Here is a 23,212-nt window from a genome sequence, read left to right as displayed (position 1 = left end):
GAAGTTAAGGATATTGGATTAAATCCTCTAATTGATGTGCAAAGCCACTCCTATTTTTATAAAAATCTGGTCAAATCTTGGTTTATCTACATTTAGATAAAATTATTTTCCTACATTTAGATATTATTTAAAGAATATGAAAAATTTTCAATTAGGAGAGTTTGAGGAAATCGTGATGCTTACTGTCGGCATTTTAAATAACTCCGCATACAGCGTAGCTATTAAAAATGAGATCGAAGGAAGACTTTCGCGAAGTGTAAGCATGGGGGCTTTGCATACAGCATTAAAAAGGCTTGAGGAAAAGGGATATTTAAAATCCTTTGCCGGTGAGCCTACTAAGGAAAGAGCAGGAAGACCAAAGAGGTTTTTCGAAATGACCGGACTAGGAAAACAAGCCATTGCTCACTCCAAAGATATGCGTGAAAAGCTATGGGATGCAATGCCGAAAACCATTCTAAATCTGAAACTTCAAGCTCCTATAGGATGAAGAATTCCCGAGAATTTCCACCAAAGTTCGCTATGAAGTTTTTCGAGTGGTTCTGCAAACCCTCCATGCATGACTTCATCGAGGGTGATCTTCTTGAAGAATACTTTATCCATAAGAGTGAAATGGGGCAGCAAAAAGCTGATCTGAAGTTCATTCGGGACGTTTTCTTCCTTTTTCGACCCGGAATCATAAAGCCCATAAAAGGATTTGAAAACCTAACCACTGCCGCTATGTACAAAAGCTATTTTAAAATTGGTTACAGAAACCTCATTAGAAATAAGGGTTTCTCATTCATCAATATCGGAGGTTTAGCCTTCGGTATGTGCGTTGCAATTTTGATTGCCTTATGGGTTCACAATGAACTCACTTACAATACTTACCACAAGAATTATGATCGCCTGGCTCAAGTATTATTTCGTTCGGATTTTGGAGGTGATGATGGCATCCATGTCAATTCTTCTGTTCCCACGGGGCTTGGAACGCATATTCAAGATACCTATCAGGCACAATTCAAAAATGTAGCCATGTGCTATTCCAGGCCTCAGGAAATAGTGATTACCTCGGGTAAGGATAGCTTTTTGGAAAACGGTTACTATATGCAGCCCAATGCTCCGGAAATGCTGAGCCTCGAAATGATGGCCGGAACCTTGGATGGATTGAAGGATTTGAAAACCATTATGATTTCGCAATCATTGGCTGAAAAGATTTTTGGCGATCGCGACCCAATCGGACAAGAAGTAAGATTCAATGAGCAAGTAGATGCACTTGTTACCGGGGTTTTTAAAGATATCCCTCGAAACTCAGAATTTTTCGATGCACAGTTCATCGCGCCTTTAGACGTTTTTCTGTATGGCTGGTCAGACCTGAATGTTTGGGATAATCAGAACATGCGACTTTATGTAGAGCTTCATGAAGGGGTAGACCTTCAGACCGCAAGTGCTATCATTAAAGATGCATACAATACGAATATCGATAAAAACCATGAACGCAATCTTTTTCTTCATCCCATGAAAGATTGGCATCTCAAATCTGAATGGGAAAATGGAGTAAGCATCACCAGCGCTAAACAGAAGTTCATCTGGATATTCTCCGCCCTTGGAATTGCTGTATTGGTTCTCGCTTGCGTGAATTTTATGAATTTAAGTACAGCCAGATCCGAAAGTAGAGCCAAAGAAATTGGCGTGAGAAAAACCATGGGTTCCTTAAGGAATCATCTTACTCATCAGTTTCTTACCGAATCAGTTTTGGTCGCATTATTTGCCTTTATCCTTTCTTTGGGCCTGCTAGTAATAGTACTCCCTTGGTTCAATGAACTGGCCGCCAAAGACATAAGCGCACCTTGGTTAAACCCTGTTTTTTGGATTGCAGGTCTATTTTTTACGCTAATTACCGGCCTTCTCGCTGGTAGCTATCCTGCGCTTTACCTATCATCCTTTAATCCTATCAAATCTCTAAAAGGTGGGATAACTTCGGGAAGACAAACGAGTCTGCCGAGAAAAGTTCTTGTAATTTTTCAGTTCTGCGTATCCTTCATTGTGATCATGGGTACCATAGTAATCTACCAGCAGATCCAACATGTGAAGAATCGCCCCGTAGGTTACGAACGAGAAGGTTTACTGATGATGCCGAAAAACTCAGATCAGCTTTGGGAAAATTTCAGAACGCTGAGACAAGAGTTATTTAACACGGGGGTGGTTGAGGAAATTGGTGAGGCCAATTACCCCTTAACCAATACATTTGGTAATAATGATGGATTCAGCTGGGGAGGCCCCGAAAGCGATAAGGGAATTGCTTTCAATACCATTCGAATAAGCCCTGAATATGGTAAAGCGGTTGGATGGGAAGTTCTTCAGGGAAGAGATTTCAACGAAAACATGGAAACTGATAAAGCTGGAGTCATTATCACGGAATCTGCTTTGGCCAAAATGGGCTTGGAAGACCCGATTGGCAAAACTGTCCTTACGGAGGATGAATTTTGGGGTTATCCCGAATTTACCATCATAGGTGTAGTGAGAGACCTGATTAAAGGCGATCCCTTCGAGGATAGCAGCCCAGGAATTATGTTTCTTTCGGACCGTCAGCTTTACTGGCAGTTTATTCGGATCAAAGAGGGAATTCCTTTTGGAGAAGCCTTGGAAACTATAGGTCAAACCTACAAAAGAGTGGCGCCAGAAGCTTACACCGATCTCAAAGTCCTTGAAGATGAATACTTGGCTAAATTTGAATCTCAGGAGCAAATCGGGGAAATAGGAGCTTTCTTATCGGGTTTCGCAATTTTCATCAGCTGCTTAGGCTTATTTGGCTTGGCTTCATTTCTAGCAGAGAAAAGATCTAAAGAAATTGGCTTGCGCAAAGTTCTTGGTGCATCCACCGCAAATCTTTGGCAGCTACTGACGAAAGACTTCTTTATCCTGGTTTTAGTAGCTTCTTTAATCGCCTCACCCATTGCTTATTACCTCATGGAAAAATGGTTAAGCGGATTCGATTATAAAATGGATATACCTCTAAGTGCATTTCTATTTACATGCTTTGGAGCCATGCTAATCACCCTTTTGACGGTAGGCTTTCAGGCTGTGAAGACAGCTTTAGCCAATCCTGTCAAATCCATTCGTACAGAGTGACACCTACCGCTGGTTACTTATAAATAACAAAAGACCCATCGAATTTTGCTCGATGGGTCTTTCTTACTTTTGACCGGTCAAGGGTAGAACTAATTCAACTTTCTCAAATACCTGAAAAACTCAGAGTCAGTGGAAAGCACAATACTCGTGCTCTCATCCATCGATTTTTCGAAACTTTCCATCGTCCTTAGGAACTTATAAAGTTCAATGGACTGACGGTTTTTGTTGTAAGCAGAAGCATAGATATCTGTTGCTTCAGCATCTGCTCTACCCTTAATCTCTTCCGCCTCACGAAATGCCTCAGATTGAATTTGAGCCAAATCCCTTTGCCTATTTCCATCAATAATTCTAGCCTGCCCCTGACCCTCCGATCTAAACTGATCGGCAATTCGATTTCGCTCTGAGATCATTCGATCGTAGACCCGATCCCGAACTTCATCCACATAGCTCAATCTCTTAAATCGAAAATCAAGTATTCTTACTCCTAAATCGGTAGTACGTTCATTGGCCTTTTCAAGAATTATCTCCTCGATTTTATCCCGACCTACGGAAATATCCTCTAGCACTTCAAGCTCCTCCATAAACTCCTCGGTCACTTCTGGATCACGATTTGTCGAACGAACCACATCCAGAAGATCATTACTTGCAATTGCATTTCTCGTCTCACCATCCAGAATATCATCCAGTCTGGATTGGGCAGAGCGTTCATCCCGAAGTCGGATGAAGAACTGCAATGGATTGGTAATCTCCCACCTGGCATAAGTATCCACGAAAATGAATTTCTTATCCTTCGTAGGAACTTGGTTTTTATCTCCATCCCATTCCAGATATCTCTTATCAAAGAATTGCACCTTGTGCAAAAAAGGAACTTTGAAATTCACCCCCGGTGAAGTCCTTGGCTCTCCTATTGGTTTACCAAATTGAGTAACAATAGCCTGTTGGGTTTCATCCAAAATAAAATAGCTATTGAAAACAAGTAGGAGTCCGATTACCCCTAACACGATACTTATTATTCGTCCTTTATTCATTGCTGTGGGGTTTTAACTTTATCAATATTTAAAAGTGGGAGTACATTATTTCCTTTTTCGTCCACAATGATTTTGTTTCCGATTTTAGGTAAAACTTTCTCCATGGTCTCTAAATAAATCCTCTGCTTGGTCACCTCTGGCGCTTTTACATAGGATGCATAAAGGGCATTAAATCGTTCCGCTTCACCCTTGGCTCTATTTACTCGGTTTAAGGCGAATGCCTCTGCCAGCTGAATAGTCTGTTCTGCTTCACCTCGAGCACGTGGAATCACACGATTGTATTCAGCTTCGGCTTGATTGATTAAAGTTTCTCTCTCTTGCTGCGCTTCATTCACTGCATTAAAAGAGGGTTTCACCGGCTCAGGTGGATTCACATCCTGAAGCACCACCTGATCTATTCGAATACCATTTTCATACTCATCACAAAGCTCCTGAAGTCTAACTTCTACACTTGAAGCCACCTCTTGCCTTCCTACGGTCAGCACCTCATTTACGGTTCTATCTCCCACAACCTTCCTCATCACTGATTCGGACATGTCTCGGAGCGTTTTTTCCGCATTTCTTACTTTGAACAAGTATCTGTAGGAATCAGTAATTCTGTACTGAACGACCCATTCTACATCTGTTAGGTTTAAGTCTCCGGTAAGCATAAGACTTTCCTCTCCAAAGCCAGAGGTACTGTATTCCGACTCAATGCCAGCCTGAGTTGTCCTGAAACCGAATTCCTGTTTCAATTGACGCTGAACTGGGATTTTGTACATTGTCTCTACGCCATAAGGAATTATAAAATTTAACCCTGGCTGAACAGTTCGATTAAATTGTCCAAGTTGAATTACAACCCCCTCCTCTTCCGGACCCACAGTTTTCACACTGGAGAAAATTCCTGCAAGGATGAAAATCCCTAAGGCTATTTTTCCCAGATATTTCCTGATCCAATCCGGATTGATATTTATTCTAAAGTTCTCTTCTTCCATTTATATTTTTTATTAATTAATTCTTGCACCAATAGCTGTGCTTATAGAAAAACCGAATTTATAGGAGATTAGTTTGGTTACAAAAAAAGCAGTCCGCTTTGGACTGCTTTCTGAAAATAGTCGGGGTGACAGGATTTGAACCTGCGACCACACGCCCCCCAGACGTGTACGCTAACCGGACTGCGCCACACCCCGATGAAGGCACGAAATTAATACTTCATTTAGAATTTTCAGAAGGTATTGCGCAATTTATATAAGCCTATTCTGCCTGACAGTTCTTTTGACCAACCTGCTTTACAGTAAAGCTGGGTCTGAAGGTAGAAGTGCAGCAAGATGAACAGGTGACAGCCAATTTGTTTCTAAGCCTGGCCTTTCTTAAAGCTTCCTGGCCGCTGTTAAATGGACCCAAATACACAAGATCAATCATTTCTGGTTTGTAAACACAATTTCGCTCATGAACCTCATACTTGGATTCTGAATTCGGAACAGTGGACAAATAATAAAACTTCATGCTTGCCTTGGTTTAATTGCTCAACTAAAATTAGCAAGACTAAGAGTTGGAAAAAATACCCAGTACTGGGTATTTTTCGAGGGTAATTCACCAATTATTCCGAAATTTAGCCTGATCCTCGCTTCTTTCTGATCTCACTTTGCCGCATAGGCATGGCATCAATGGTGGCGAAAATGCTTTCCAGAGGCGGTAAAATTTCCTCCTTCCGTTTCACTCCTCCATCCAATCCGATCAAAAACCAACCCTTCTTCTCATTTGAACCCAGCTTCAAAAATGACTCAGCTTGCACTTCACCTGGAAAATTGCTTTCTGCCAATTTTCTGTTTTTAAAATGGAAGACTAACAACCTTCTCTCTTCAAGTGCTTCCTTCTGTTTCTCAAATAAATTTTTCAAGGAGTCCGGCTGATCAAAAACAATGAGTAATCTGTTTTCCCAACGAAAATCCTCGAGGGTTTTTGGACGATCGGAGTAAATGGAAAGAAAAAGGGGAATTAGGATCAAATGCCACATACTCAATTAACCCGCTTTTCCACCAAATGTTAGTCAGTGCTTGTAAAACCGAGCCACTAAACCCTCCCATTCTTCATCAAGACTATGATCCGGCCGCACCTCTCCTGCTCTTCTGTACCAGTAATCTGCATTCCAGATATCCCCCTCTTTTCTATGTAAATAGGCATGCACTCTTGCAGCACTTTGGCTGGAAGGACCATCTACCAAATCATGGGCTTTCTGCCATTCACCATGCCCATCCCACCATAAGGCCTTTAGCTCCAAACCACTAAGCTCTGATACATCTTTTTTCAAAAAGTTTTGAGTATCAATCATTTAGATCTCTTTTAATCCTGTTTCTCTCTCTAATAAATAACAATTCTCCAAATTAATAAAGCTTTAATCTTCTGTGATTTTTTCGTGATAACCTATCGGCACATTTGTATCATATCAAAACCAATAACAATCATGAAAAAATTACCTATCCTCCTTTACGTCTTCTTTTTTGGACTAGTATCATGCTCCGATGATCCAGATGAAATTATCGTTGATCCAAATGAACCGATGGGTGCTTTGAATGTCCTTCGGTCAGGAAATTTTGTGGATCAAAATGGTGCGGGATCAACAGGTACAGCTGCATTAGGTACTGACTCCCAGGGAACGGAGTTTCTTCAGTTCGGCCCCGGCTTCAATACTGCACTCGCTACTGGAACAGTGACGGTATTTTTATCAACCTCAGATACTTTTATGGCAGATCCTGCCAATGGAAACCCAGATTTATTGCCACTCGGACCTGTGCGAAACTCTGGTGAAAACTTCTTCAGAATACCAGCAGGTTCTTCTACAGCATCATACACACATGTAATTCTATGGTGTGGTTCAGTGGGAGTTCCTTTTGGGAATGCAAGATTGGAATAAGTCAACATGCAAAGAATAAATAAACAAAGGATACAGCTTAAGGTACTTTTCCTTGGGCTGTTTCTTTCTCTTTCGGCATTAACCTCCTTTGCGCAAAGTGGCTGGACCAAGGCAAAAGGAGAAGGCTTTTATCAACTGAGTTTTCAGACTTTCTCATCAGATAATTATTATACGCTAGCTGGTGAGCTTTTGGAAACAAACCAATTCAGTCAACAATCAGTTGTCTTTTATGGAGAGTACGGGGTGACGGAGAAATTTACCATTATCGCAAATTTACCTCTCCAAACCTGGAATGGATTTGAGACTACCGAAACTGTCAACGGACTCGGAGACCTTAGGCTTGAATTCAAACATGCACTATTGAAGAAATATCTCCCGCTTTCCATTTCGGTAGCACCGGAGATTCCCATAGGTCGGGCAAATAATTTTGCCAAGAGTACAGTCAATGATTTTGACGAAATCAATTTGCCATCCGGAGATGGTGAGTTTAATGTCTGGACTACTCTTGCCAGTTCTTTTGCTCTTCCCAACGCACCATTCTATGGGAGCATTTTTGCAGCTTATAATTTCAGAACGGAATACGATGACGTTTCCTTCTCTGACCAAATCGCTATTGGTGCTGAAATCGGTTACCAGATTGCAGATTTGGTTTGGGTAAATGCAAGGTTAAACGCACTGAATTCCGTAGATGAAGTTCTGGTAGCGACAGACTTCGTAAGAGGTGACGGTACTGAATACACCAGCTTCAGTTTTGGCGCAAGTGTTCCGGTTTACAAGGATTTTAGCCTATCTGTAAACTATCGAAACTACGCCGATTTTATCTATTCGAGAAGAAATATTTACTCCGCCCCAACCTGGAGTGTAGGCATTTATTATCAAAGAAAACCAAATTAATATGTATTCATCGGTATTATCCTTTATCCCAAGGCCTCATCAAGATACTTCCTGCGAGTCAACTTATGGAAAAGGCAAAACGATTTACAAACAGAAAGAGCTTTCAAAAGGATTCTATTTGCTTAAGTCAGGCACGGTAAAACTTCAGCGGGTTTTGCCTTCCGGCGAGAGCACGATTATCAGAATCATATCACCGGGACAAATCTTTGGAGAGAAGACGTTCAAAGAGGACCGAAATGTTCTCAACAGCTCATTTGCAATAGCTCTTCAGGACAATACAGAAATCGAAAAGATTGCTTGTATTTCTACACTTCCTGAACAGTGGATTCAACAAATCATGAATCATCTCGCACAGGACGCCAAGGAAAACTTAGCCCGATATGAAAGGGTAATTTCCATGGAGTCTGAGACTCGAATCCGATATTATATGAAAGATCTGGCGCAAAGGATCGGGGTAAAATATGGAGATGAAACCTTACTTAAAATTAACCTGACTCATCAGGAATGGGCTAAATACACCGACACTAGCCGCCAAACTGTGACTCAGACTTTCTCAAAGCTCAAAAAACAAGGGCAGATCACTTACAGTAGAAACAGAATCCTTTTCAGAAATCTGGACACCTTTTAAAGCTATCTATCATGAAAACAATGTTTAAAATATCACTCCTCTTTGCCTTAATAATAATCGCATTCACTTCCTGTAGTGATTCTGCGGATATGAAGCCTGATAAGGCTCCTGATGTAGAAGCAGAAGTGGCTAACTTCGAAATATTACGTGGAGGGGAGCTCACCGCTCAAAGCAGTACCAACACAAGGGGAATGGTACAGGTAGTAAGAGACGATGCGGGAGATTTTTTTCTGCGACTAACCGAAGACTTTACCACAAAATTCAGCACGGGAACAGTCACGGTTTACCTTTCTACTTCATCAAGTCTTGATCTGAATGAATCCAGTAGTTTCGAACTTATATCTGTGGTTGACCAAGCTGGAGAGCATTTCTTTAAATTGTCAGGTGAGCCTGATTCGAAGTTTACCCATGGAATCATCTGGTGCGGCGCAGCAGCTATTCCTTTTGGATTTACTCTCATGGATTAAGCGAGACCTTCAGACCAAAAAAAGCTGTAATTGAATTACAGCTTTTTTTCTGCCCAAATCTTTTTAACCTCAAGCCAATTGCCGAACCGGCAATTCAAATGAAAATTCGGTGAAAGTCTTGGAATCAGATTGAGTGCTGATTTGTGAGCCGTGAATGGAAAGAATTTTCTTTACTATGGCTAGTCCTAATCCCGAGCCCTCAATTCCTTCCCGATCCTTGTCTATTTTGTAATACCGGTCAAAAATCGCCTCTAAGTCCTCTTGTGGTATTCCACTTCCCGAATTTCTGACGCTCACGCTTACCCCATTTTCGGTAGAACAGGCATCAATAAGGATTTCTCCATTATCTGGAGTGTACTTCACGGCATTGTCCAGAAGGTTTTGAATCACTCGATCAAGAAGGTAAAGGTCGGCTTTGACCGAAGGTAAATTCTGACAGATCGTGGACTCAATTTTAATCCCTTTGGCTTCTGCTAAAAGTTCATACTTCAAAGTAGAATCATATAAGAGCTCCTGGATTTTTAAATACTCCATCTTCACGGACATTTGACCGGATTCCAGCTTTGACAAGTCAAAAAGATCAGCGACCAGCTTAGTCAGCCGATCAGTAGAGTCGGTGATAATTTTAAGGTATTTTTCCTTTTCTTCTTTCGAAAGCTTATCTCCCTTGATTTGTAAGGTTTCCACGTAGCCATTGATTATGGCCAAGGGATTTCTTAGATCATGAGATACATTTGCAATCAGCTCGCGTCTCAGTCGATCCACCTTCTTGAGCTCTTCAATATTGTTCAGAATGGTATCGGCCATATGATTAAAAGTCTCTCCGAGTAAAGTCAACTCAGATTTGGAATTGGTGGTGGGTACCCGTGCCTGAAGATTGCCCTCCTTAAATTGATTCACCACTGTAATTATCTTTCTCAGATGTCGAGTCAACAAACTAATTAAAGCCAAACCAATCAGCATTGCCACCACCAGTGTGATGATCACTGAACCAAGACTCAACTTAAGCCAATAACTATTCAGCAGCGAAGCCGCCACCGTGTCAAATTTCTCACTTTCTAAGGTGATGTAAACATAGCCTAGAAGTTCTTCATTTTCATAAACAGAAGTAGCTGAGAATACGGCCTCTTCACCTGGAGTTCTGGGATCGTCTCCCAGAATATATTCAGTCCCTGAGGTCGCCAGAAAGTTTTCGATAGGTTCCAAATTTACCCTTTTCAGCTTCACGAGCTGATCCAGAACCACGTAAGAAATGATCTCTCCAGTAGGATTTAGAAGATAAACTTCTATGCCCGGATTGACCGCCATCATGGAATGCATGATGGTTCCCAGAGCTTCTTCATTTACTTCTCCATCCTGAAAAGGGTTCACTTCTTTTATAAGATAATCTGCCACTTCAGCATTAAGCCTTTGAGTAGTAGCCTGATAATATTTTTGTGTGTAGTAGGCAGTAATCACCACGTAGGAAAAACCCACAACCAGCAGCACACCAATGAATGAGAGGGAAATCCTCCAGTATAAACTTTTCATAGCATTATAGTTCGTCGTTGAAGCGATAGCCCACACCCCAAGTGGTCAAAATGAATTTTGGGTGGTTTGGGTCATCTTCTATTTTAGATCTTAATCTGTTAATATGAGCATTCACTGTATGTTCATAGCCGCTGAAATCATACCCCCAGATCAATTCGAGTAGCTCAGCTCTGGAATAACTTCTACCGGGGCTTTTAGCCATTAAAAGGAGCAAGTCAAATTCTTTGGGAGTAAGCTCCACTCGCTTACCATCGAGTATCACCTTTCGCATGGATTCGCTCACCTCTAACTCTTCAAATTGAAGAGTCTTTGATTTGGCTTTGGCTGAAGCCCTATACACATCTTGCCTACGCATGATAGCTTTCACTCTTGCAATCAACTCCCTGATTTTAAATGGTTTAGTAAGATAATCGTCAGCTCCAGATTCTAAACCGATTATTTTATCGATCTCTTCAGATTTAGCTGTAAGCATGAGAATGGGAGTATAATTATCCAGTGCTCTGAGCCTTTGACAAATGGCCACACCATCCATTTCAGGGAGCATTATATCCATCACGATAAGTTCAAAATCCTGGGTATTCGCAGTCTCAAAGCCCTCACGCCCGTTATTTTTTACTTTGACCTGATAATCTAAATCTGACAGATGAATTCGAACCAATTCGCTGATATCCGGATCATCTTCGATGACCAAAACCTTTTTCATATGATTTTTGTAAGATGGAAAATTAAGGTCTAAACATCACGAAACTATCACAAGCCAAGAATAAAAGACTTTTGTAGTATTGGACTCAAAGGGCGAAAATTTAAATGAGAATGATAAATTAGAGGTAAATCAAGTCTGACTCAATTCATGTCCTACTCTTTTTTATTGATTTTCTCATTTTTAATGCTAGCAGCCCAATGTGCCAGCGACCAGGAAGAAGTAGTCATCTCCGAATTTCCTGAGGTCTATGATTTTGAGGCAAGAAAGGTTTTGGACATGCCAGGTGCATTACGCGAAATTTCAGGAATCGAATGGGTAGATGGGCAGATACTAGCGATTCAGGATGAGGCAGGGGTTTTATTTTGGGTGAACCCTGAAAATGGAGAAATCACGGAAAATAAGTCCTTTGGAAAAAATGGAGACTATGAGGATATCACACTGATCAATGATCAGATTTGGGTCTTGGAAAGCAATGGAACTTTGCACCACATTAAAGATTATCGGGCAGCTGAGTTGGAAAGCGAAAAATATAAATTCCCAATAAAAGAGCGGCGAGATTTCGAATCTCTGGTTCAAAGCCAAGATAGTCAAAAGTTGATTTCTATATGCAAAGACTGTAAATGGGATAAAAATGAGAAAGAAGCCTCAGCTTATTCTTTTGACCCGAATGTAAAAGAATACAGCGATCAAGCTGCTTTTCAACTGGTGAAAAAGCAGATAGAAGAACGCCTTAATGTGGATTATGATAAATCTGTAAAAATCCAGCCATCTGCAGCAGCACTTCACCCAATTGATCAGGAGTACTACATAATTTCTTCCACTGGAAGCTGGCTAGCTATTTTTGATTTAGACTTCAACATCAAAAAACTCTACCGGCTGAATACCAAGGTCTTTAAACAACCGGAAGGAATCACTTTTTCACCTAACGGAACGCTCTATATTTCAAATGAAGCCCGCGGTGGCCGAGCCAATATCCTAGTATTTCCTCTCAAATAAGTAATTCCTTTTCCTCGAGACCAATTATCAACTGCATCCAGACACCTTATATACCACTTTTGAGATTATGGGTTGGGGAGTCGGAGAGAAATTCTATCTTTGCGAGATTATTTAACCAAGGAGATAAAAGAAACTAATAAATGGAAAACTTAATCTACATTTTACCAGCTTTTGGGGTAATTGGATTAGCGTACATGTTCTATCTGAGAGCATGGGTAAATAAGCAAGATGCTGGCGAAGAGAACATGAAAAAACTCGCCGGTTACGTAAAAGAAGGTGCAATGGCTTTCTTAGCGGCTGAATACAGAATGCTGGCAGTCTTCGTTGTCATTGCTGGAGCTCTTTTAGGTGTCGTGTCAATGTTGGTAGAAACCACACATTGGTTCATCGTTGTGGCATTTGTTATAGGAGCTGTTTTCTCGGCTATTGCAGGTAACATAGGGATGCGTATTGCAACAGATGCCAACGTAAGAACAACACAAGCCGCCAGAACCAGTTTGCCAAAGGCACTTCAGGTGTCTTTTAGAGGCGGAACCGTCATGGGTCTTGGTGTTGCAGGATTGGCCGTTTTCGGTCTTTCTTTATTGCTTGCTCTTCTCGTTCAGTTTTTCATTACTGGTGAGCAGTCATTCTACATGGAAATGACTATCGTTCTCGAAACACTTGCCGGTTTCTCTTTAGGTGCTGAATCTATTGCTCTTTTTGCTCGTGTGGGTGGAGGTATTTATACCAAAGCTGCAGACGTAGGCGCTGACCTTGTAGGCAAAGTGGAAGCAGGAATTCCAGAAGATGATCCACGTAATCCAGCTACAATTGCAGATAACGTAGGAGACAACGTAGGTGATGTCGCCGGAATGGGTGCTGATCTTTTCGGGTCTTATGTAGCAACCATGTTGGCTGCCATGGTATTGGGTAACTACCTGATTAACGATATTAACAACGGCACGCCTATGAATGACGCCTTTGGCGGAATGGGTCCAATTTTATTACCTGTCTTGATAGCTGGTATCGGTATCATTTTCTCAATCATCGGTTCTTGGTTCATCAAGATCAGTGACAACAATGCTAAAGAACCACAGGTGCAGGCTGCATTGAACAGAGGAAACTGGGGATCGATCATTCTAACGGGTATTGCCTCTTATTTCATCATTGACTGGATGTTACCTGCAGAAATGCAGATGACATTCTTCGGTAAAGGTTTACAAACCGTAAGCTCATTCAGCGTATTTGCCGCCGTATTAATCGGTTTGGCTGTGGGAGGTTTGATTAGCTACTTTACAGAATACTATACTGGTATGGGTAAGAAGCCAGTAATGACTATTATTCAAAATTCATCTACCGGAGCTGCAACCAATATCATTGCAGGCCTTTCTCAAGGTATGATGTCAACTTTTGCTCCTGTATTGCTTTTTGCTGCTGCCATCTGGGGAGCTTATGCTTTTGCAGGATTCTATGGTGTAGCGATTGCGGCTTCTGCCATGATGGCTACCACGGCAATGCAATTGGCTATCGATGCATTCGGACCTATTGCTGACAATGCAGGTGGTATCGCCGAAATGAGTGAATTACCAAAGGAAGTACGTGAGCGTACTGATATTCTTGATTCTGTTGGAAATACTACGGCTGCCATTGGTAAAGGATTCGCGATTGCTTCTGCGGCATTGACTGCACTTGCACTTTTCGCAGCGTATGTAACATTTACAGGCATTGATGGTATCAATATTTTCAAAGCACCAGTTCTTGCCGCTCTTTTTGTTGGAGCGATGATTCCTGTGGTATTCTCCGCCTTAGCCATGAGTTCGGTTGGTAAAGCTGCGATGGCTATGGTAAAAGAAGTGAGACGTCAGTTCAAAGAGATTCCTGGTATCATGGAAGGTACAGCAGAACCTGAGTACGACAAGTGTGTGGAGATTTCTACCAACGCATCTTTGAAGGAAATGATGCTTCCAGGTTTACTTACGATTGTTTCGCCAATTTTAATTGCTTTTGTTACACAGTTGGCCACTGGAGACACTATGTTGGCTGCTGAAGTTCTAGGTGGTTATATGGCTGGTGTGACAGTTTCTGGTGTAATGTGGGCTATCTTCCAAAACAATGCTGGTGGTGCTTGGGATAACGCTAAGAAATCTTTCGAGGCTGGTGTTATGATTGATGGAGAAATGACTTACAAAGGTTCTGAAGCGCACAAAGCGGCAGTAACTGGAGATACAGTTGGCGATCCTTTTAAAGATACATCTGGACCGTCTATGAACATCTTGATTAAGTTGACTTGTTTAGTAGGTTTGGTTATTGCACCACTTCTTTCTTCTCATGACTCTCATGGGGAAATGGCTAAAGCCAAAGTAGTGGAGATTAAAAAAGAAATTGTTGTAGATGAGGATGGAAATGAGACCGTTACTACCACCACAGAAGAGTATCTGAAATAATTAAATTTCATCTCATCAATAAGGAGCTGCATTTTGCAGCTCTTTTTTTTGCCCGTTTGCAAGACCACTTAAAATAAAAATGCAAATAAAAGCAAGGCTTAGAATTATTTTGATTTTTCTCAATTCTTTCAAATCAATGTTAAAAACATTGATTTAATAGAAATAATTATGTTTTTTAACATTATTAATAATGGAAGAGCCTAATTCTTAACTATTCCTTAGACAATCTCCATCCTTATACTTTCATTTATTTGCAATTTTAATTTTATAAAAACAGCAAGTAAATGTCCGTAAAGGAGTGATTCTTAGTCATAAACGGAAATTAGCAGCAATGAATTGGGTGAACCCATGCATGTTTCAAACTAAACAACTATCTCATGAAGAAAAGCTACGCTTATTCTTTACTGTTTCTGATGGGCTTGCTGTGCTTTAATCCTTTATATGCACAGGTGAGCGTTTCAGGAACCGTAACAACCAGCGGCGATGGACTTCCCCTACCGGGTGTAAGTATTGTTGTCGAAGGCACCACACAGGGTGCAGTAACTAGTATTGATGGAACCTACACCATCAGTGCTCCGAGTACTGAAAGCGTCCTCGTATTCTCATTTATAGGATATGAGACACAAAGACGCACAGTCGGAAATAATTCTACCATTAATGTGGTGATGTCGGAGGAAGCTTCAGAATTAAATGAAGTGATCGTGACTGCTTTTGGTATTTCCCAGGAAAAGAAAGCCTTGGGATACGCCGCTCAGAGCATCGATTCAGAAGCCATCACCAAAACCAGGCAGCAAAACGTAGTAAATGCGCTGCAAGGTCAGGTAGCTGGTGTACAAGTCACAAATTCTGGTGGAGCACCAGGACAGTCCGCACGAATTATTATTCGAGGGATTAACTCTTTGGACCCATCTGCCAATAACCAACCACTCTTCGTAGTGGATGGTGTACCGGTAGATAACTCTACAGTAGAGTCAGGAGGAACACCACGCGGTATGTCAAACCGTATTGCCGATATCAATCCAAATGACATAGAGTCCATGTCTGTACTGAAAGGTGCAGCTGCAACAGCGCTTTATGGTGTACGAGCCGCAAACGGAGCAGTGATCATCACTACTAAAAAAGGAAAAGAAGGACAAATTCGAGTAGACTTCAATTCCTCATTGGGCTTTGACCAACTGGTCAAAAAACCAAAGCTTCAGGATGAATACGGGCAAGGATTTAGTGGAGAGCGAAACGACACCAGTTTCTGGCCTTCCTGGGGAGCCAATATTGCAGATGAAAATGATCCGGATTATGTATATCAGGACAACTGGACCCGAGCTTTTGATACCGGAATTCAGTTTGATAACTCTATCTCAGTTTCCGGTGGAAATGAAGCAGCTACATTTTATGGATCTTTCGGAAGATTAGATCAAAACGGAATTATCCCATTTTCTACTTGGGACCGTACTAGTGCAAAGCTTTCCGGAACTATAAAGGTGAGTGAGAAATTCAATTTCTCAGGATCTATGAACTACATCAATTCTGGAGGTAATCGTGTTCCTCACGATAGATTCCTCGAGAGAATGATGTACTGGGCAGAGACTCAAGATGTCCGTGACTATATCAATGAGGACGGAACCATGCGAACCTATGGAAATACAAATCCAATTTATGATGCCAGATTTGCTACTTATGAAGATAATGTAAATCGAATCATCGGTAACATCAATTTGAACTACAGCCCAACGGATTGGATGACACTTTCTTACCGATTAGGTGTAGATAATTATTCAGATTCCAGAACTGAAATTACTCCTGGGCCAAAGGGAATTGACGGAGAAAGGCCATTAAGTTCTACAGGTTTCATAGAAGAAACAAGAATTAATAGCCGTGATATCACGTCTAACTTCTATATAACTTTACAAAAGGAATGGAATTCGGATTGGAACACCTCGCTTAGATTAGGTAATGACATCTTCGAGCGTAAGTTTGATCGAGTGACCGCTACAGGTTCAAATTTCGTAATTCCGGACTTCTTTAATCTGAATAACACATCTCAGATCTTTGCTTCGCAGGGCAAGAGCATTCGAAGATTAGTTGGTTTCTATGGAGACTTAATGGTGGATTATAAAAACTTCCTTTTCTTAAACGTGACAGGAAGAAATGATATTTCTTCCACCCTCCCAAAATCAAATAACTCTTTCTTCTACCCCTCTGTTAACCTTGGATATGTATTTAGTGAAAACTTCACTTTACCGGACTGGGTAACTTTTGGAAAGCTAAGAGCATCTTGGGCCCAAGTGGGTAAAGATACCAATCCACATATTTTGGGTTCGTTCTTTGTGTCTCCTGGGGTTTTCCCATTGGATGGACAAGTAGGCTTCTCTAGAAACTCTACTTTTGGAGATCCCAATCTTCGACCTGAGTTGACAACTTCTCTTGAGTTTGGTGCTCAGTTTGCCTTTTTTAATAACAGGGTAAATCTGGACGTGACTTACTATAAAACTAACTCCAAAGATCAGATCATTCCAGTTCCAATTTCGGATGCAACAGGTTTTTCATCCTACATCACCAATGCGGGAGAAATTGAAAATAGAGGTTGGGAAATCGTAGTAGGTGGAACTCCAATAGAGAAAGGGAACTTCCGTTGGGATGTATCTGCAAACCTGACTTCCAACACAAATGAAATCGTCGGAATTCGTGAAGGAATTGAGGAAATAGTGGTTGGATCTCAATTTGGGTATGCAGGAAGTCGAGTAACCATGATCTTACAAGAAGGACAGGCCTATGGAAATATTTTCGGTAGTAGTTATGTGAGACCTGGTGCACCAGAAGGAACCACCGAATTGGATAGAAGCCTTCCTCAATTGATTGGAGCAAATGGTTTCCCAGTTAGAACTGGTGAGCAGCTAATTCTTGGAAATGCCGTTCCTAAGTTTTTTGGTGGTCTTAGAAATGACTTTACCTACAAAGGATTTGAATTATCCTTCCTGATTGACTTCAGAGCTGGTTTACAGCAGTATGACCAGTTTGGCAACTTCCTTTCTGCATTTGGTAAGCAGGAAGATTCCGAGCGAAGAAATGACTTTGTTGTATTCCCAGGTGTTTTGGCCGATGGATCACAAAACACTCAGGAAGTTTGGTTGGGTCAAGGAGAAGGACCTGATGGTGTAAACTATGGAGCTGGCTACTGGAGAAATTACTATCGTGGAGTTTCTGAAAACTTTGTGAAAGATGCAGACTTCATTAAGCTTCGTAACATCACATTGGCATATAATCTTCAACCTAGCGTAATAGAGCGGACGCCATTCAGAACAGCCAGAATCTCACTAGCTGCCAATAACATCATTCTTTCTACACCTTGGGATGGGTTTGATCCAGAATCATTCTCAGCCGGTGCAGGTGGAAATGCAGTCGGATTTACAGGTCTGGGCTTCCCTGGAGTACAGAGCTACTTTGTGACTTTGAATTTAGGACTGTAAAACTCTAAACTAACGAACAGATGAAATTCAAAAATAAATTATATACCATACTGGGTGCTGGAATCTTACTTACCACATCCGCTTGTGATTCCTTTCTGGATGTCAATGAAAATCCAAACAGTCCGGAAGATGCTCCTATCTCCGGTCTGCTGACCAATAGCACTTACGAGACATCACTCAATGTGCAGCGTATTGGGAGTACTACCAGTAACTATGTTCAGTATTTAGCTTCTCCGAATCCAGGATCATCTTCAGATACGATGGATCCAGTGAACTTTAGCGGAACATGGTTTAGCCTTTACAATGTCATGACGGATTTGAATGAAATAATCCGAAAGGCAGAAGAATCAGGGGCAAATCATTATCTGGGTGCAGGCCAAATTTTAATGGCTCTGAATCTAGGTATGACAGTGGACATTTTCGGGGATGTACCTTTCTCAGAAAGCTTCAACTTCGAAACAGTTACTCCATCCTATGATAATGATGAAGAATTATACGTGCAAGTAATTTCTCTTTTGGATCAGGGCATTGCCAATCTTCAGGAAGAAACATCTATTTCAATAGGTGCTGATGACTTTATCTATGGAGGAAGCATTGATAACTGGATTAAACTCGGTCATTCGCTTAAAGCTAGATTTTTGCTACATACCAAGGGAACCTCCACTTATAATGAGAATGAGGTTTTGGCGGCGGTAGCTTCCGGGTTTCAGTCCAATGAGGATGATGCTACGGTTACTTTCTTTGAGCAGCGTTTTAATCCATGGGCTCAGGTTGCCATCAACAATGCAAACCTTTTATTAGGTGGATGGATTTCTGAGCAGTTTGTTCAGGCATTGGATGGAACCTCCTATCCTACTGTGGATCCAAGGCTTCCTTTGATGATTGGAACTACTGATGAGGGCGAATTTGTAGGAACAGTGAATGGTGCTGGACGTGGAGACGCTCCTGAGCAAGGTGCACGCTCTACCCTGATTCCAGGACAATACTACACTTCCACGACTTCTCCTCTTTTGATCGCAACTTTTGCGGAGCTAAAGTTCATCGAGGCTGAAGTAGCTTTGTCTTCTGACCCAGGAAGAGCTTATGCTGCTTACCTAGCAGGAATCGAGGCGCATATGGATATGTTAAATGTTTCTGAAGAGGATAAGCAGGCATATCTTGCCGATCCAAGTGTAAGCGTTGGAGCCGGTGCTTTGACCCTGGATGATATCATGAAAGAAAAATGGGTAGCAATGTTCCTGCACCCAGAAACCTGGAATGATGCCCGAAGATTCGATTATGCCTATAAGGATATGACAACCCCTGAGAATTTAAATCCTGATTTGAACGGGAATTATATTCGTAGGCTAGCCTATCCTGATAGCGAAGTAAGCCGAAATGGAGCAAATGTTCCTGAGGTTACTCTGCTAGACAGAATCTGGTGGAATCAATAAATAAACTAAATTCGAAGAAGTCTCCCGCGGTTATTGCGGGAGACTTTTTTATTTTCAGCTATGAAGAAAACTCTTTTTGTCGCGTTTGCTCTTGTGCTTGCATTCAGCTCCTGCAAAGTCCAGAAAATTGAAAAATCCTTTACCAAATCGGAAGTCTTTGATCAAGGACATCTTGGGTTTATGCTAGTGGATCCCGAGAAGGATAAAACTCTGGTGGATATCAATTCTGATAAATATTTTATCCCCGCCTCAAATACCAAACTTTTCACCTTTTACACATCCTATACCATTCTTGGTGATGAATTAGTGAATGGGCTAAACTATGTGGAATCTGGCGATTCACTGATTTTTTGGGGAACGGGTGACCCAAGCCTGCTTCACCCGGATTTAAAAAATGAAGTGGCTTTGGACTTCCTGAAGAATACCCAGAAAGACTTATATCTGCTCGATAATTTCGATCAAGTGGAAGCTTTTGGGCCAGGCTGGTCATGGGATTGGTACAACTATTATTTTGCCACCGAAAGGTCTGCCCTGCCAATTTATGGTAACATAGTTCGCTTCGATAAACCTGAAGAAGGCAAGATTTTCGAAATCATTCCATCCATATTCAAGAGCGCGCTAGAAGCAAACGAACCGGAAGAATGGACTTCCTATGATTTCCGTCGAGATCGTACTACCAATCAGTTCAGCTATAATCTACCCAAAGAATGGACAGGTACTTTTGAAAGGGATATCCCATTCATTACCTCTCCTGAAATGACCGCAGTTTGGTTATCAGAAGAACTTGACAAGCCGGTGATTCTACTTAAAGGTAAAGACGTCCAAAACTACGAACCTATAAAACTTCAGACAGCCGCGGCCGATAGCATCTATGCCCAAATGATGAAAATCAGCGATAATTTCCTCGCTGAGCAGCTTTTGCTTTTGGTCTCTGACCAACTCAATAACTCTCTGAGCACTCGTGATGCCATCGATTATGCTAAGGAAAATTTGCTTGCAGACTTACCGGATGAACCGATTTGGTATGATGGCTCGGGCTTATCAGCCAGGAACATGTTTACTCCTAGGTCTATCATCGCTCTTCTCGACAAGATTCGCGCGGAGGTACCTCTTGAAAAAATAAAAGCCTATTTCCCAGCTGGAGGAGAATCCGGGACGATTCGAAATTGGTATCCTGCCGATGAAGGCCAGCCCCCTTACATTTATGCTAAAACTGGAACCCTCAGCATGTCCAATGCACTCTCAGGTTTCTTACTGACCAAAAGTGGCAAAATCCTTCATTTTTCCTGCCTAATGAATAATTATGCCATCCCCTCCAGCGAATTGAAAACCGAGCTTCAGAAAGCCTTATACTTCATCCACGATAACTATTAAGCCATGCAACTTCGAAAAATCTTCATCCTTATTTGTCTTTTTCTTTCCACTCAGGCCTTCGGCCAAAGCTTTTCCATGGAGGACATCGGAAGCTTCACTTTCCCCTCTGAGCTAAAAGCATCCCACAATGGAGAAATGATCGCCTGGGCTATGTATGAGCAAGGAAAGCGAAATATTTTTATGGCAAAAGCCCCGGACTTTGAACCCGTGAAACTCACTGCATTCAACAACGATGATGGTCAGGAAATATCAGGAATCACCTTCTCAAAAGATGGGAAATGGTTGGCTTTCGTCCGGGGTGGAGATCATGGTGGCTGGAGATACTCTTCCACGGTAAACGCGGACAATCTACCCACTTTACCAAAAGTCGAAATCTGGAAAATAAATCTGGAAAGTAGGAATGTGGAGGTCGTGATAGAAGGTGATGATTTAGTAGCAGGTCCGGGAAGCACAATGGCATTTTTAAAAAACAACAAAGTCTGGACAGTGGACTTTTCAGCGGATAATGATCCTAAGCAGCTTTTCGATATCAAGGGAAATGTCAATGGAATGAGCTTTTCTCCAGATGGTAAAAAGTTGGCTTTTACAGTAAATCGCGATGGCCATCAATTGCTAGGCGTTTATCATGATCAGAACACTCCTATCCAATTCATTTCTCCCTCCTTCCATAGATATTCCAATCCAAAATGGTCACCAGATGGGAGTCAAATTGCTTTTATCAAGACCCTAGGAGGAGAAGGAGCAGCTTTTCCGGTTTTGGAACCAAGACATTCCCCATGGGAAGTATGGCTAGCGGATGCCGCTACTGGCGAAGCAGAAAAACTATGGAAGGCACCTGAAACCCTAAGAGGGTCATTTCGAGGTGGATTTTTTGAGTTGACAAGTGATGAGGAACTCATCTTTGAATCCTATCAAGATGGCTGGCAGCATTTATACAACCTGGATATCGAGACCAAAGAACAGACCCTACTTACCCCCGGTGATTACATGGTGGAGCAGATAAAGCTGAGTCATGACGCCAAGAGAATCGTCTTTTCAGCCAATGCTGGAGAAGAGAAAGAGGACATCGACCGTAGACATATTGGATCTATTGACTTAGAGTCAAAAGAATTGAGCTGGGAAACCTCTGGAGAAGGAATCGAGGCATATCCGGTTGCCCTCGGGGACTCTGATCTGGCTTATTTCTCTGCCACTGCCCAAAGACCTCATTTGGTGACGCTTGAGCTAGGGAACCAAACCAGACTACTACAGGAGAACTTAATCCCCTCCAATTTTCCCATGAAAGATTTGGTCACACCAAAACAGGTTACTTTCACGGCTCCGGATGGAACCACGGTTCATGGACAGCTCTTTGAACCCAAAAATAGTTCTGGAACCAGCCCTGGGGTAGTTTTTGTCCATGGAGGCCCACAGCGACAAATGCTTCTTGGTTGGAGCTATATGGATTATTACTCAAATACGTATGCCATCAATCAGTATTTGGCTTCACAGGGATTTGTGGTGCTTTCGGTGAACTTCCGGTTAGGTATTGGCTATGGATATGAATTTCATAGACCTGCTTATGGCTATTATCAGGGCGCTGTGGAATACCAGGATGTAAAAGCTGGCGCTGAGTATTTAGCGAGTTTAGCTAATGTTGATGGGGACAAAATTGGAATCTATGGAGGAAGTTATGGAGGGTATCTCACTTCTTTGGCGCTCGCCAGAGATTCAGACCTTTTCAAGGTTGGGGTGGACATCCATGGGGTTCATGATATGGATGGCAGATATGATTTTAATGGCAACTATGAGCAGGCTCCTGACCTTGAAAAAGCTAAAGAAATCGCATGGACGTCATCCCCTATTGCTGATTTGGAAAAGTGGACATCCCCTGTCCTATTCATTCATTCTGATGATGATCGAAATGTAAATGTGAGCCAGACCACGAACCTGATCCGTAGATTCGATGAAATGAAAAAGCCCTATGAATTCATCATGATTCCTGGAGATACGCATCACTGGATGAAATGGAAGAATTTGATTCGAGTGGATCAGGCGACCGCGGATTTCCTTAAGCAACACCTGATGGAATAGTGTATTATGCAATTATACATCTCCATTTCTCGGAGTAGCTTCAATCGAAAATTCTCTTTTTTTTATCAAACTGAGATTAAGCAAACCTAATTAGATTGGAAGCAAACTATTAAATATTTTTTCAACTAAATCAATATTTTTAAGTAAGGCGGTGCAAGCCAAAAACCAACAATAGCTGATAATTAAGGTTTTCTT

The 23,212-nt window shown here is 41.7% G+C and carries 19 protein-coding genes and 1 tRNA gene; 12 read left to right on the top strand and 8 right to left on the bottom strand.

Going from position 1 to position 23,212, the window contains the following annotated elements; genetic code table 11:
- Positions 1 to 136: 136 nt before the first annotated feature.
- Both QVH07_RS03810 and QVH07_RS03805 read left to right on the top strand, forming a co-directional pair.
- A complete protein-coding gene (locus QVH07_RS03810) occupies positions 137 to 487 on the top strand; it encodes a PadR family transcriptional regulator (RefSeq protein WP_289998818.1) in 351 nt (116 codons plus the stop codon).
- Complete coding sequence (locus QVH07_RS03805) at positions 484 to 3,108, top strand: ABC transporter permease (protein WP_289998817.1); 2,625 nt, start codon at positions 484 to 486, stop codon at positions 3,106 to 3,108. The genes QVH07_RS03810 and QVH07_RS03805 overlap by 4 nt, the downstream gene beginning before the upstream one ends.
- A gap of 89 nt (positions 3,109 to 3,197) precedes the next feature.
- On the opposite strand, the gene hflC is transcribed toward QVH07_RS03805, so the two are convergent.
- The 6 genes from hflC to QVH07_RS03775 all read right to left on the bottom strand — a co-directional run bounded on the left by hflC (position 3,198) and on the right by QVH07_RS03775 (position 6,447).
- Positions 3,198 to 4,136, bottom strand: coding sequence for a protease modulator HflC (hflC, locus tag QVH07_RS03800; protein WP_289998816.1), 939 nt, complete (start codon positions 4,134 to 4,136; stop codon positions 3,198 to 3,200).
- Positions 4,133 to 5,110: an FtsH protease activity modulator HflK gene (hflK, locus tag QVH07_RS03795; protein WP_289998815.1), complete on the bottom strand. Its 978-nt coding sequence runs from the start codon at positions 5,108 to 5,110 to the stop codon at positions 4,133 to 4,135. Before hflK ends, hflC begins: the two co-directional genes overlap by 4 nt.
- Before the next feature lie 120 nt (positions 5,111 to 5,230).
- A tRNA-Pro gene (locus QVH07_RS03790) sits at positions 5,231 to 5,305 on the bottom strand.
- A 64-nt stretch (positions 5,306 to 5,369) separates the two neighbouring features.
- A complete protein-coding gene (locus tag QVH07_RS03785) occupies positions 5,370 to 5,621 on the bottom strand; it encodes a hypothetical protein (RefSeq protein WP_289998814.1) in 252 nt (83 codons plus the stop codon).
- Between the two features lie 106 nt (positions 5,622 to 5,727).
- Positions 5,728 to 6,132 carry a DUF4174 domain-containing protein gene (locus QVH07_RS03780; RefSeq protein ID WP_289998813.1) on the bottom strand — a complete coding sequence of 135 codons (405 nt, stop codon included), beginning with the start codon at positions 6,130 to 6,132 and terminating at the stop codon, positions 5,728 to 5,730.
- A 33-nt stretch (positions 6,133 to 6,165) separates the two neighbouring features.
- Positions 6,166 to 6,447: a hypothetical protein gene (locus tag QVH07_RS03775; RefSeq protein ID WP_289998812.1), complete on the bottom strand. Its 282-nt coding sequence runs from the start codon at positions 6,445 to 6,447 to the stop codon at positions 6,166 to 6,168.
- Positions 6,448 to 6,579: 132 nt separating this feature from the next.
- On the opposite strand from QVH07_RS03775, the gene QVH07_RS03770 reads away from it, so the two are divergent.
- The 4 genes from QVH07_RS03770 to QVH07_RS03755 are packed head-to-tail and all read left to right on the top strand — an operon-like array spanning position 6,580 to position 9,018.
- Complete coding sequence (locus QVH07_RS03770) at positions 6,580 to 7,029, top strand: DM13 domain-containing protein (protein ID WP_289998811.1); 450 nt, start codon at positions 6,580 to 6,582, stop codon at positions 7,027 to 7,029.
- 6 nt (positions 7,030 to 7,035) lie between these two features.
- Positions 7,036 to 7,923, top strand: a complete 888-nt coding sequence (locus tag QVH07_RS03765; RefSeq protein ID WP_289998810.1) for a hypothetical protein — start codon at positions 7,036 to 7,038, stop codon at positions 7,921 to 7,923.
- 1 nt (position 7,924) lies between these two features.
- Complete coding sequence (locus tag QVH07_RS03760; protein WP_289998809.1) at positions 7,925 to 8,551, top strand: Crp/Fnr family transcriptional regulator; 627 nt, start codon at positions 7,925 to 7,927, stop codon at positions 8,549 to 8,551.
- Positions 8,552 to 8,571: 20 nt separating this feature from the next.
- Positions 8,572 to 9,018 (top strand): hypothetical protein, encoded by a 447-nt coding sequence (locus QVH07_RS03755; protein WP_289998808.1) that lies wholly within the window; start codon positions 8,572 to 8,574, stop codon positions 9,016 to 9,018.
- 69 nt (positions 9,019 to 9,087) lie between these two features.
- Here QVH07_RS03755 and QVH07_RS03750 read toward each other — a convergent pair whose 3' ends face one another.
- The gene (locus QVH07_RS03750) at positions 9,088 to 10,548 is read right to left on the bottom strand and encodes a sensor histidine kinase (protein WP_289998807.1); all 1,461 of its coding nucleotides are present in this window, start codon (positions 10,546 to 10,548) and stop codon (positions 9,088 to 9,090) included.
- A 4-nt stretch (positions 10,549 to 10,552) separates the two neighbouring features.
- Positions 10,553 to 11,251, bottom strand: coding sequence for a response regulator transcription factor (locus tag QVH07_RS03745; RefSeq protein ID WP_289998806.1), 699 nt, complete (start codon positions 11,249 to 11,251; stop codon positions 10,553 to 10,555).
- Between the two features lie 147 nt (positions 11,252 to 11,398).
- On the opposite strand from QVH07_RS03745, the gene QVH07_RS03740 reads away from it, so the two are divergent.
- The 6 genes from QVH07_RS03740 (at position 11,399) to QVH07_RS03715 (ending at position 23,017) form a co-directional block, all read left to right on the top strand.
- A complete protein-coding gene (locus QVH07_RS03740) occupies positions 11,399 to 12,247 on the top strand; it encodes an SdiA-regulated domain-containing protein (protein ID WP_289998805.1) in 849 nt (282 codons plus the stop codon).
- A 140-nt stretch (positions 12,248 to 12,387) separates the two neighbouring features.
- Positions 12,388 to 14,673, top strand: coding sequence for a sodium-translocating pyrophosphatase (locus QVH07_RS03735; protein ID WP_289998804.1), 2,286 nt, complete (start codon positions 12,388 to 12,390; stop codon positions 14,671 to 14,673).
- A 377-nt stretch (positions 14,674 to 15,050) separates the two neighbouring features.
- Entirely contained in the window at positions 15,051 to 18,137 is a 3,087-nt protein-coding gene (locus QVH07_RS03730) for a SusC/RagA family TonB-linked outer membrane protein (RefSeq protein ID WP_289998803.1), read from the top strand.
- 20 nt (positions 18,138 to 18,157) lie between these two features.
- Positions 18,158 to 19,570 (top strand): SusD/RagB family nutrient-binding outer membrane lipoprotein, encoded by a 1,413-nt coding sequence (locus QVH07_RS03725; protein ID WP_289998802.1) that lies wholly within the window; start codon positions 18,158 to 18,160, stop codon positions 19,568 to 19,570.
- Positions 19,571 to 19,630: 60 nt separating this feature from the next.
- A complete protein-coding gene (locus QVH07_RS03720; protein WP_289998801.1) occupies positions 19,631 to 20,944 on the top strand; it encodes a D-alanyl-D-alanine carboxypeptidase in 1,314 nt (437 codons plus the stop codon).
- Positions 20,945 to 20,947: 3 nt separating this feature from the next.
- Positions 20,948 to 23,017 (top strand): S9 family peptidase, encoded by a 2,070-nt coding sequence (locus QVH07_RS03715; protein WP_289998800.1) that lies wholly within the window; start codon positions 20,948 to 20,950, stop codon positions 23,015 to 23,017.
- The last annotated feature ends 195 nt before the right edge of the window (positions 23,018 to 23,212 follow it).

The sequence above is a fragment of the Algoriphagus sediminis genome (genome assembly GCF_030403435.1).
GTDB classification, from domain to species: Bacteria; Bacteroidota; Bacteroidia; order Cytophagales; family Cyclobacteriaceae; genus Algoriphagus; species Algoriphagus sediminis.
This window is presented reverse-complemented; position numbering and strand designations above follow the sequence as displayed.

Excerpts from the sequence above, each read along its gene's own strand:
- QVH07_RS03810 (WP_289998818.1), top strand. The coding sequence starts at position 137 with ATGAAAAATTTTCAATTAGGAGAGTTTGAGGAAATCGTGATGCTTACT.
- QVH07_RS03805 (WP_289998817.1), top strand. The coding sequence starts at position 484 with ATGAAGAATTCCCGAGAATTTCCACCAAAGTTCGCTATGAAGTTTTTC.
- hflC (WP_289998816.1), bottom strand. The coding sequence starts at position 4,136 with ATGAATAAAGGACGAATAATAAGTATCGTGTTAGGGGTAATCGGACTC.
- hflK (WP_289998815.1), bottom strand. The coding sequence starts at position 5,110 with ATGGAAGAAGAGAACTTTAGAATAAATATCAATCCGGATTGGATCAGG.
- QVH07_RS03785 (WP_289998814.1), bottom strand. The coding sequence starts at position 5,621 with ATGAAGTTTTATTATTTGTCCACTGTTCCGAATTCAGAATCCAAGTAT.
- QVH07_RS03780 (WP_289998813.1), bottom strand. The coding sequence starts at position 6,132 with ATGTGGCATTTGATCCTAATTCCCCTTTTTCTTTCCATTTACTCCGAT.
- QVH07_RS03775 (WP_289998812.1), bottom strand. The coding sequence starts at position 6,447 with ATGATTGATACTCAAAACTTTTTGAAAAAAGATGTATCAGAGCTTAGT.
- QVH07_RS03770 (WP_289998811.1), top strand. The coding sequence starts at position 6,580 with ATGAAAAAATTACCTATCCTCCTTTACGTCTTCTTTTTTGGACTAGTA.
- QVH07_RS03765 (WP_289998810.1), top strand. The coding sequence starts at position 7,036 with ATGCAAAGAATAAATAAACAAAGGATACAGCTTAAGGTACTTTTCCTT.
- QVH07_RS03760 (WP_289998809.1), top strand. The coding sequence starts at position 7,925 with ATGTATTCATCGGTATTATCCTTTATCCCAAGGCCTCATCAAGATACT.
- QVH07_RS03755 (WP_289998808.1), top strand. The coding sequence starts at position 8,572 with ATGTTTAAAATATCACTCCTCTTTGCCTTAATAATAATCGCATTCACT.
- QVH07_RS03750 (WP_289998807.1), bottom strand. The coding sequence starts at position 10,548 with ATGAAAAGTTTATACTGGAGGATTTCCCTCTCATTCATTGGTGTGCTG.
- QVH07_RS03745 (WP_289998806.1), bottom strand. The coding sequence starts at position 11,251 with ATGAAAAAGGTTTTGGTCATCGAAGATGATCCGGATATCAGCGAATTG.
- QVH07_RS03740 (WP_289998805.1), top strand. The coding sequence starts at position 11,399 with ATGTCCTACTCTTTTTTATTGATTTTCTCATTTTTAATGCTAGCAGCC.
- QVH07_RS03735 (WP_289998804.1), top strand. The coding sequence starts at position 12,388 with ATGGAAAACTTAATCTACATTTTACCAGCTTTTGGGGTAATTGGATTA.
- QVH07_RS03730 (WP_289998803.1), top strand. The coding sequence starts at position 15,051 with ATGAAGAAAAGCTACGCTTATTCTTTACTGTTTCTGATGGGCTTGCTG.
- QVH07_RS03725 (WP_289998802.1), top strand. The coding sequence starts at position 18,158 with ATGAAATTCAAAAATAAATTATATACCATACTGGGTGCTGGAATCTTA.
- QVH07_RS03720 (WP_289998801.1), top strand. The coding sequence starts at position 19,631 with ATGAAGAAAACTCTTTTTGTCGCGTTTGCTCTTGTGCTTGCATTCAGC.
- QVH07_RS03715 (WP_289998800.1), top strand. The coding sequence starts at position 20,948 with ATGCAACTTCGAAAAATCTTCATCCTTATTTGTCTTTTTCTTTCCACT.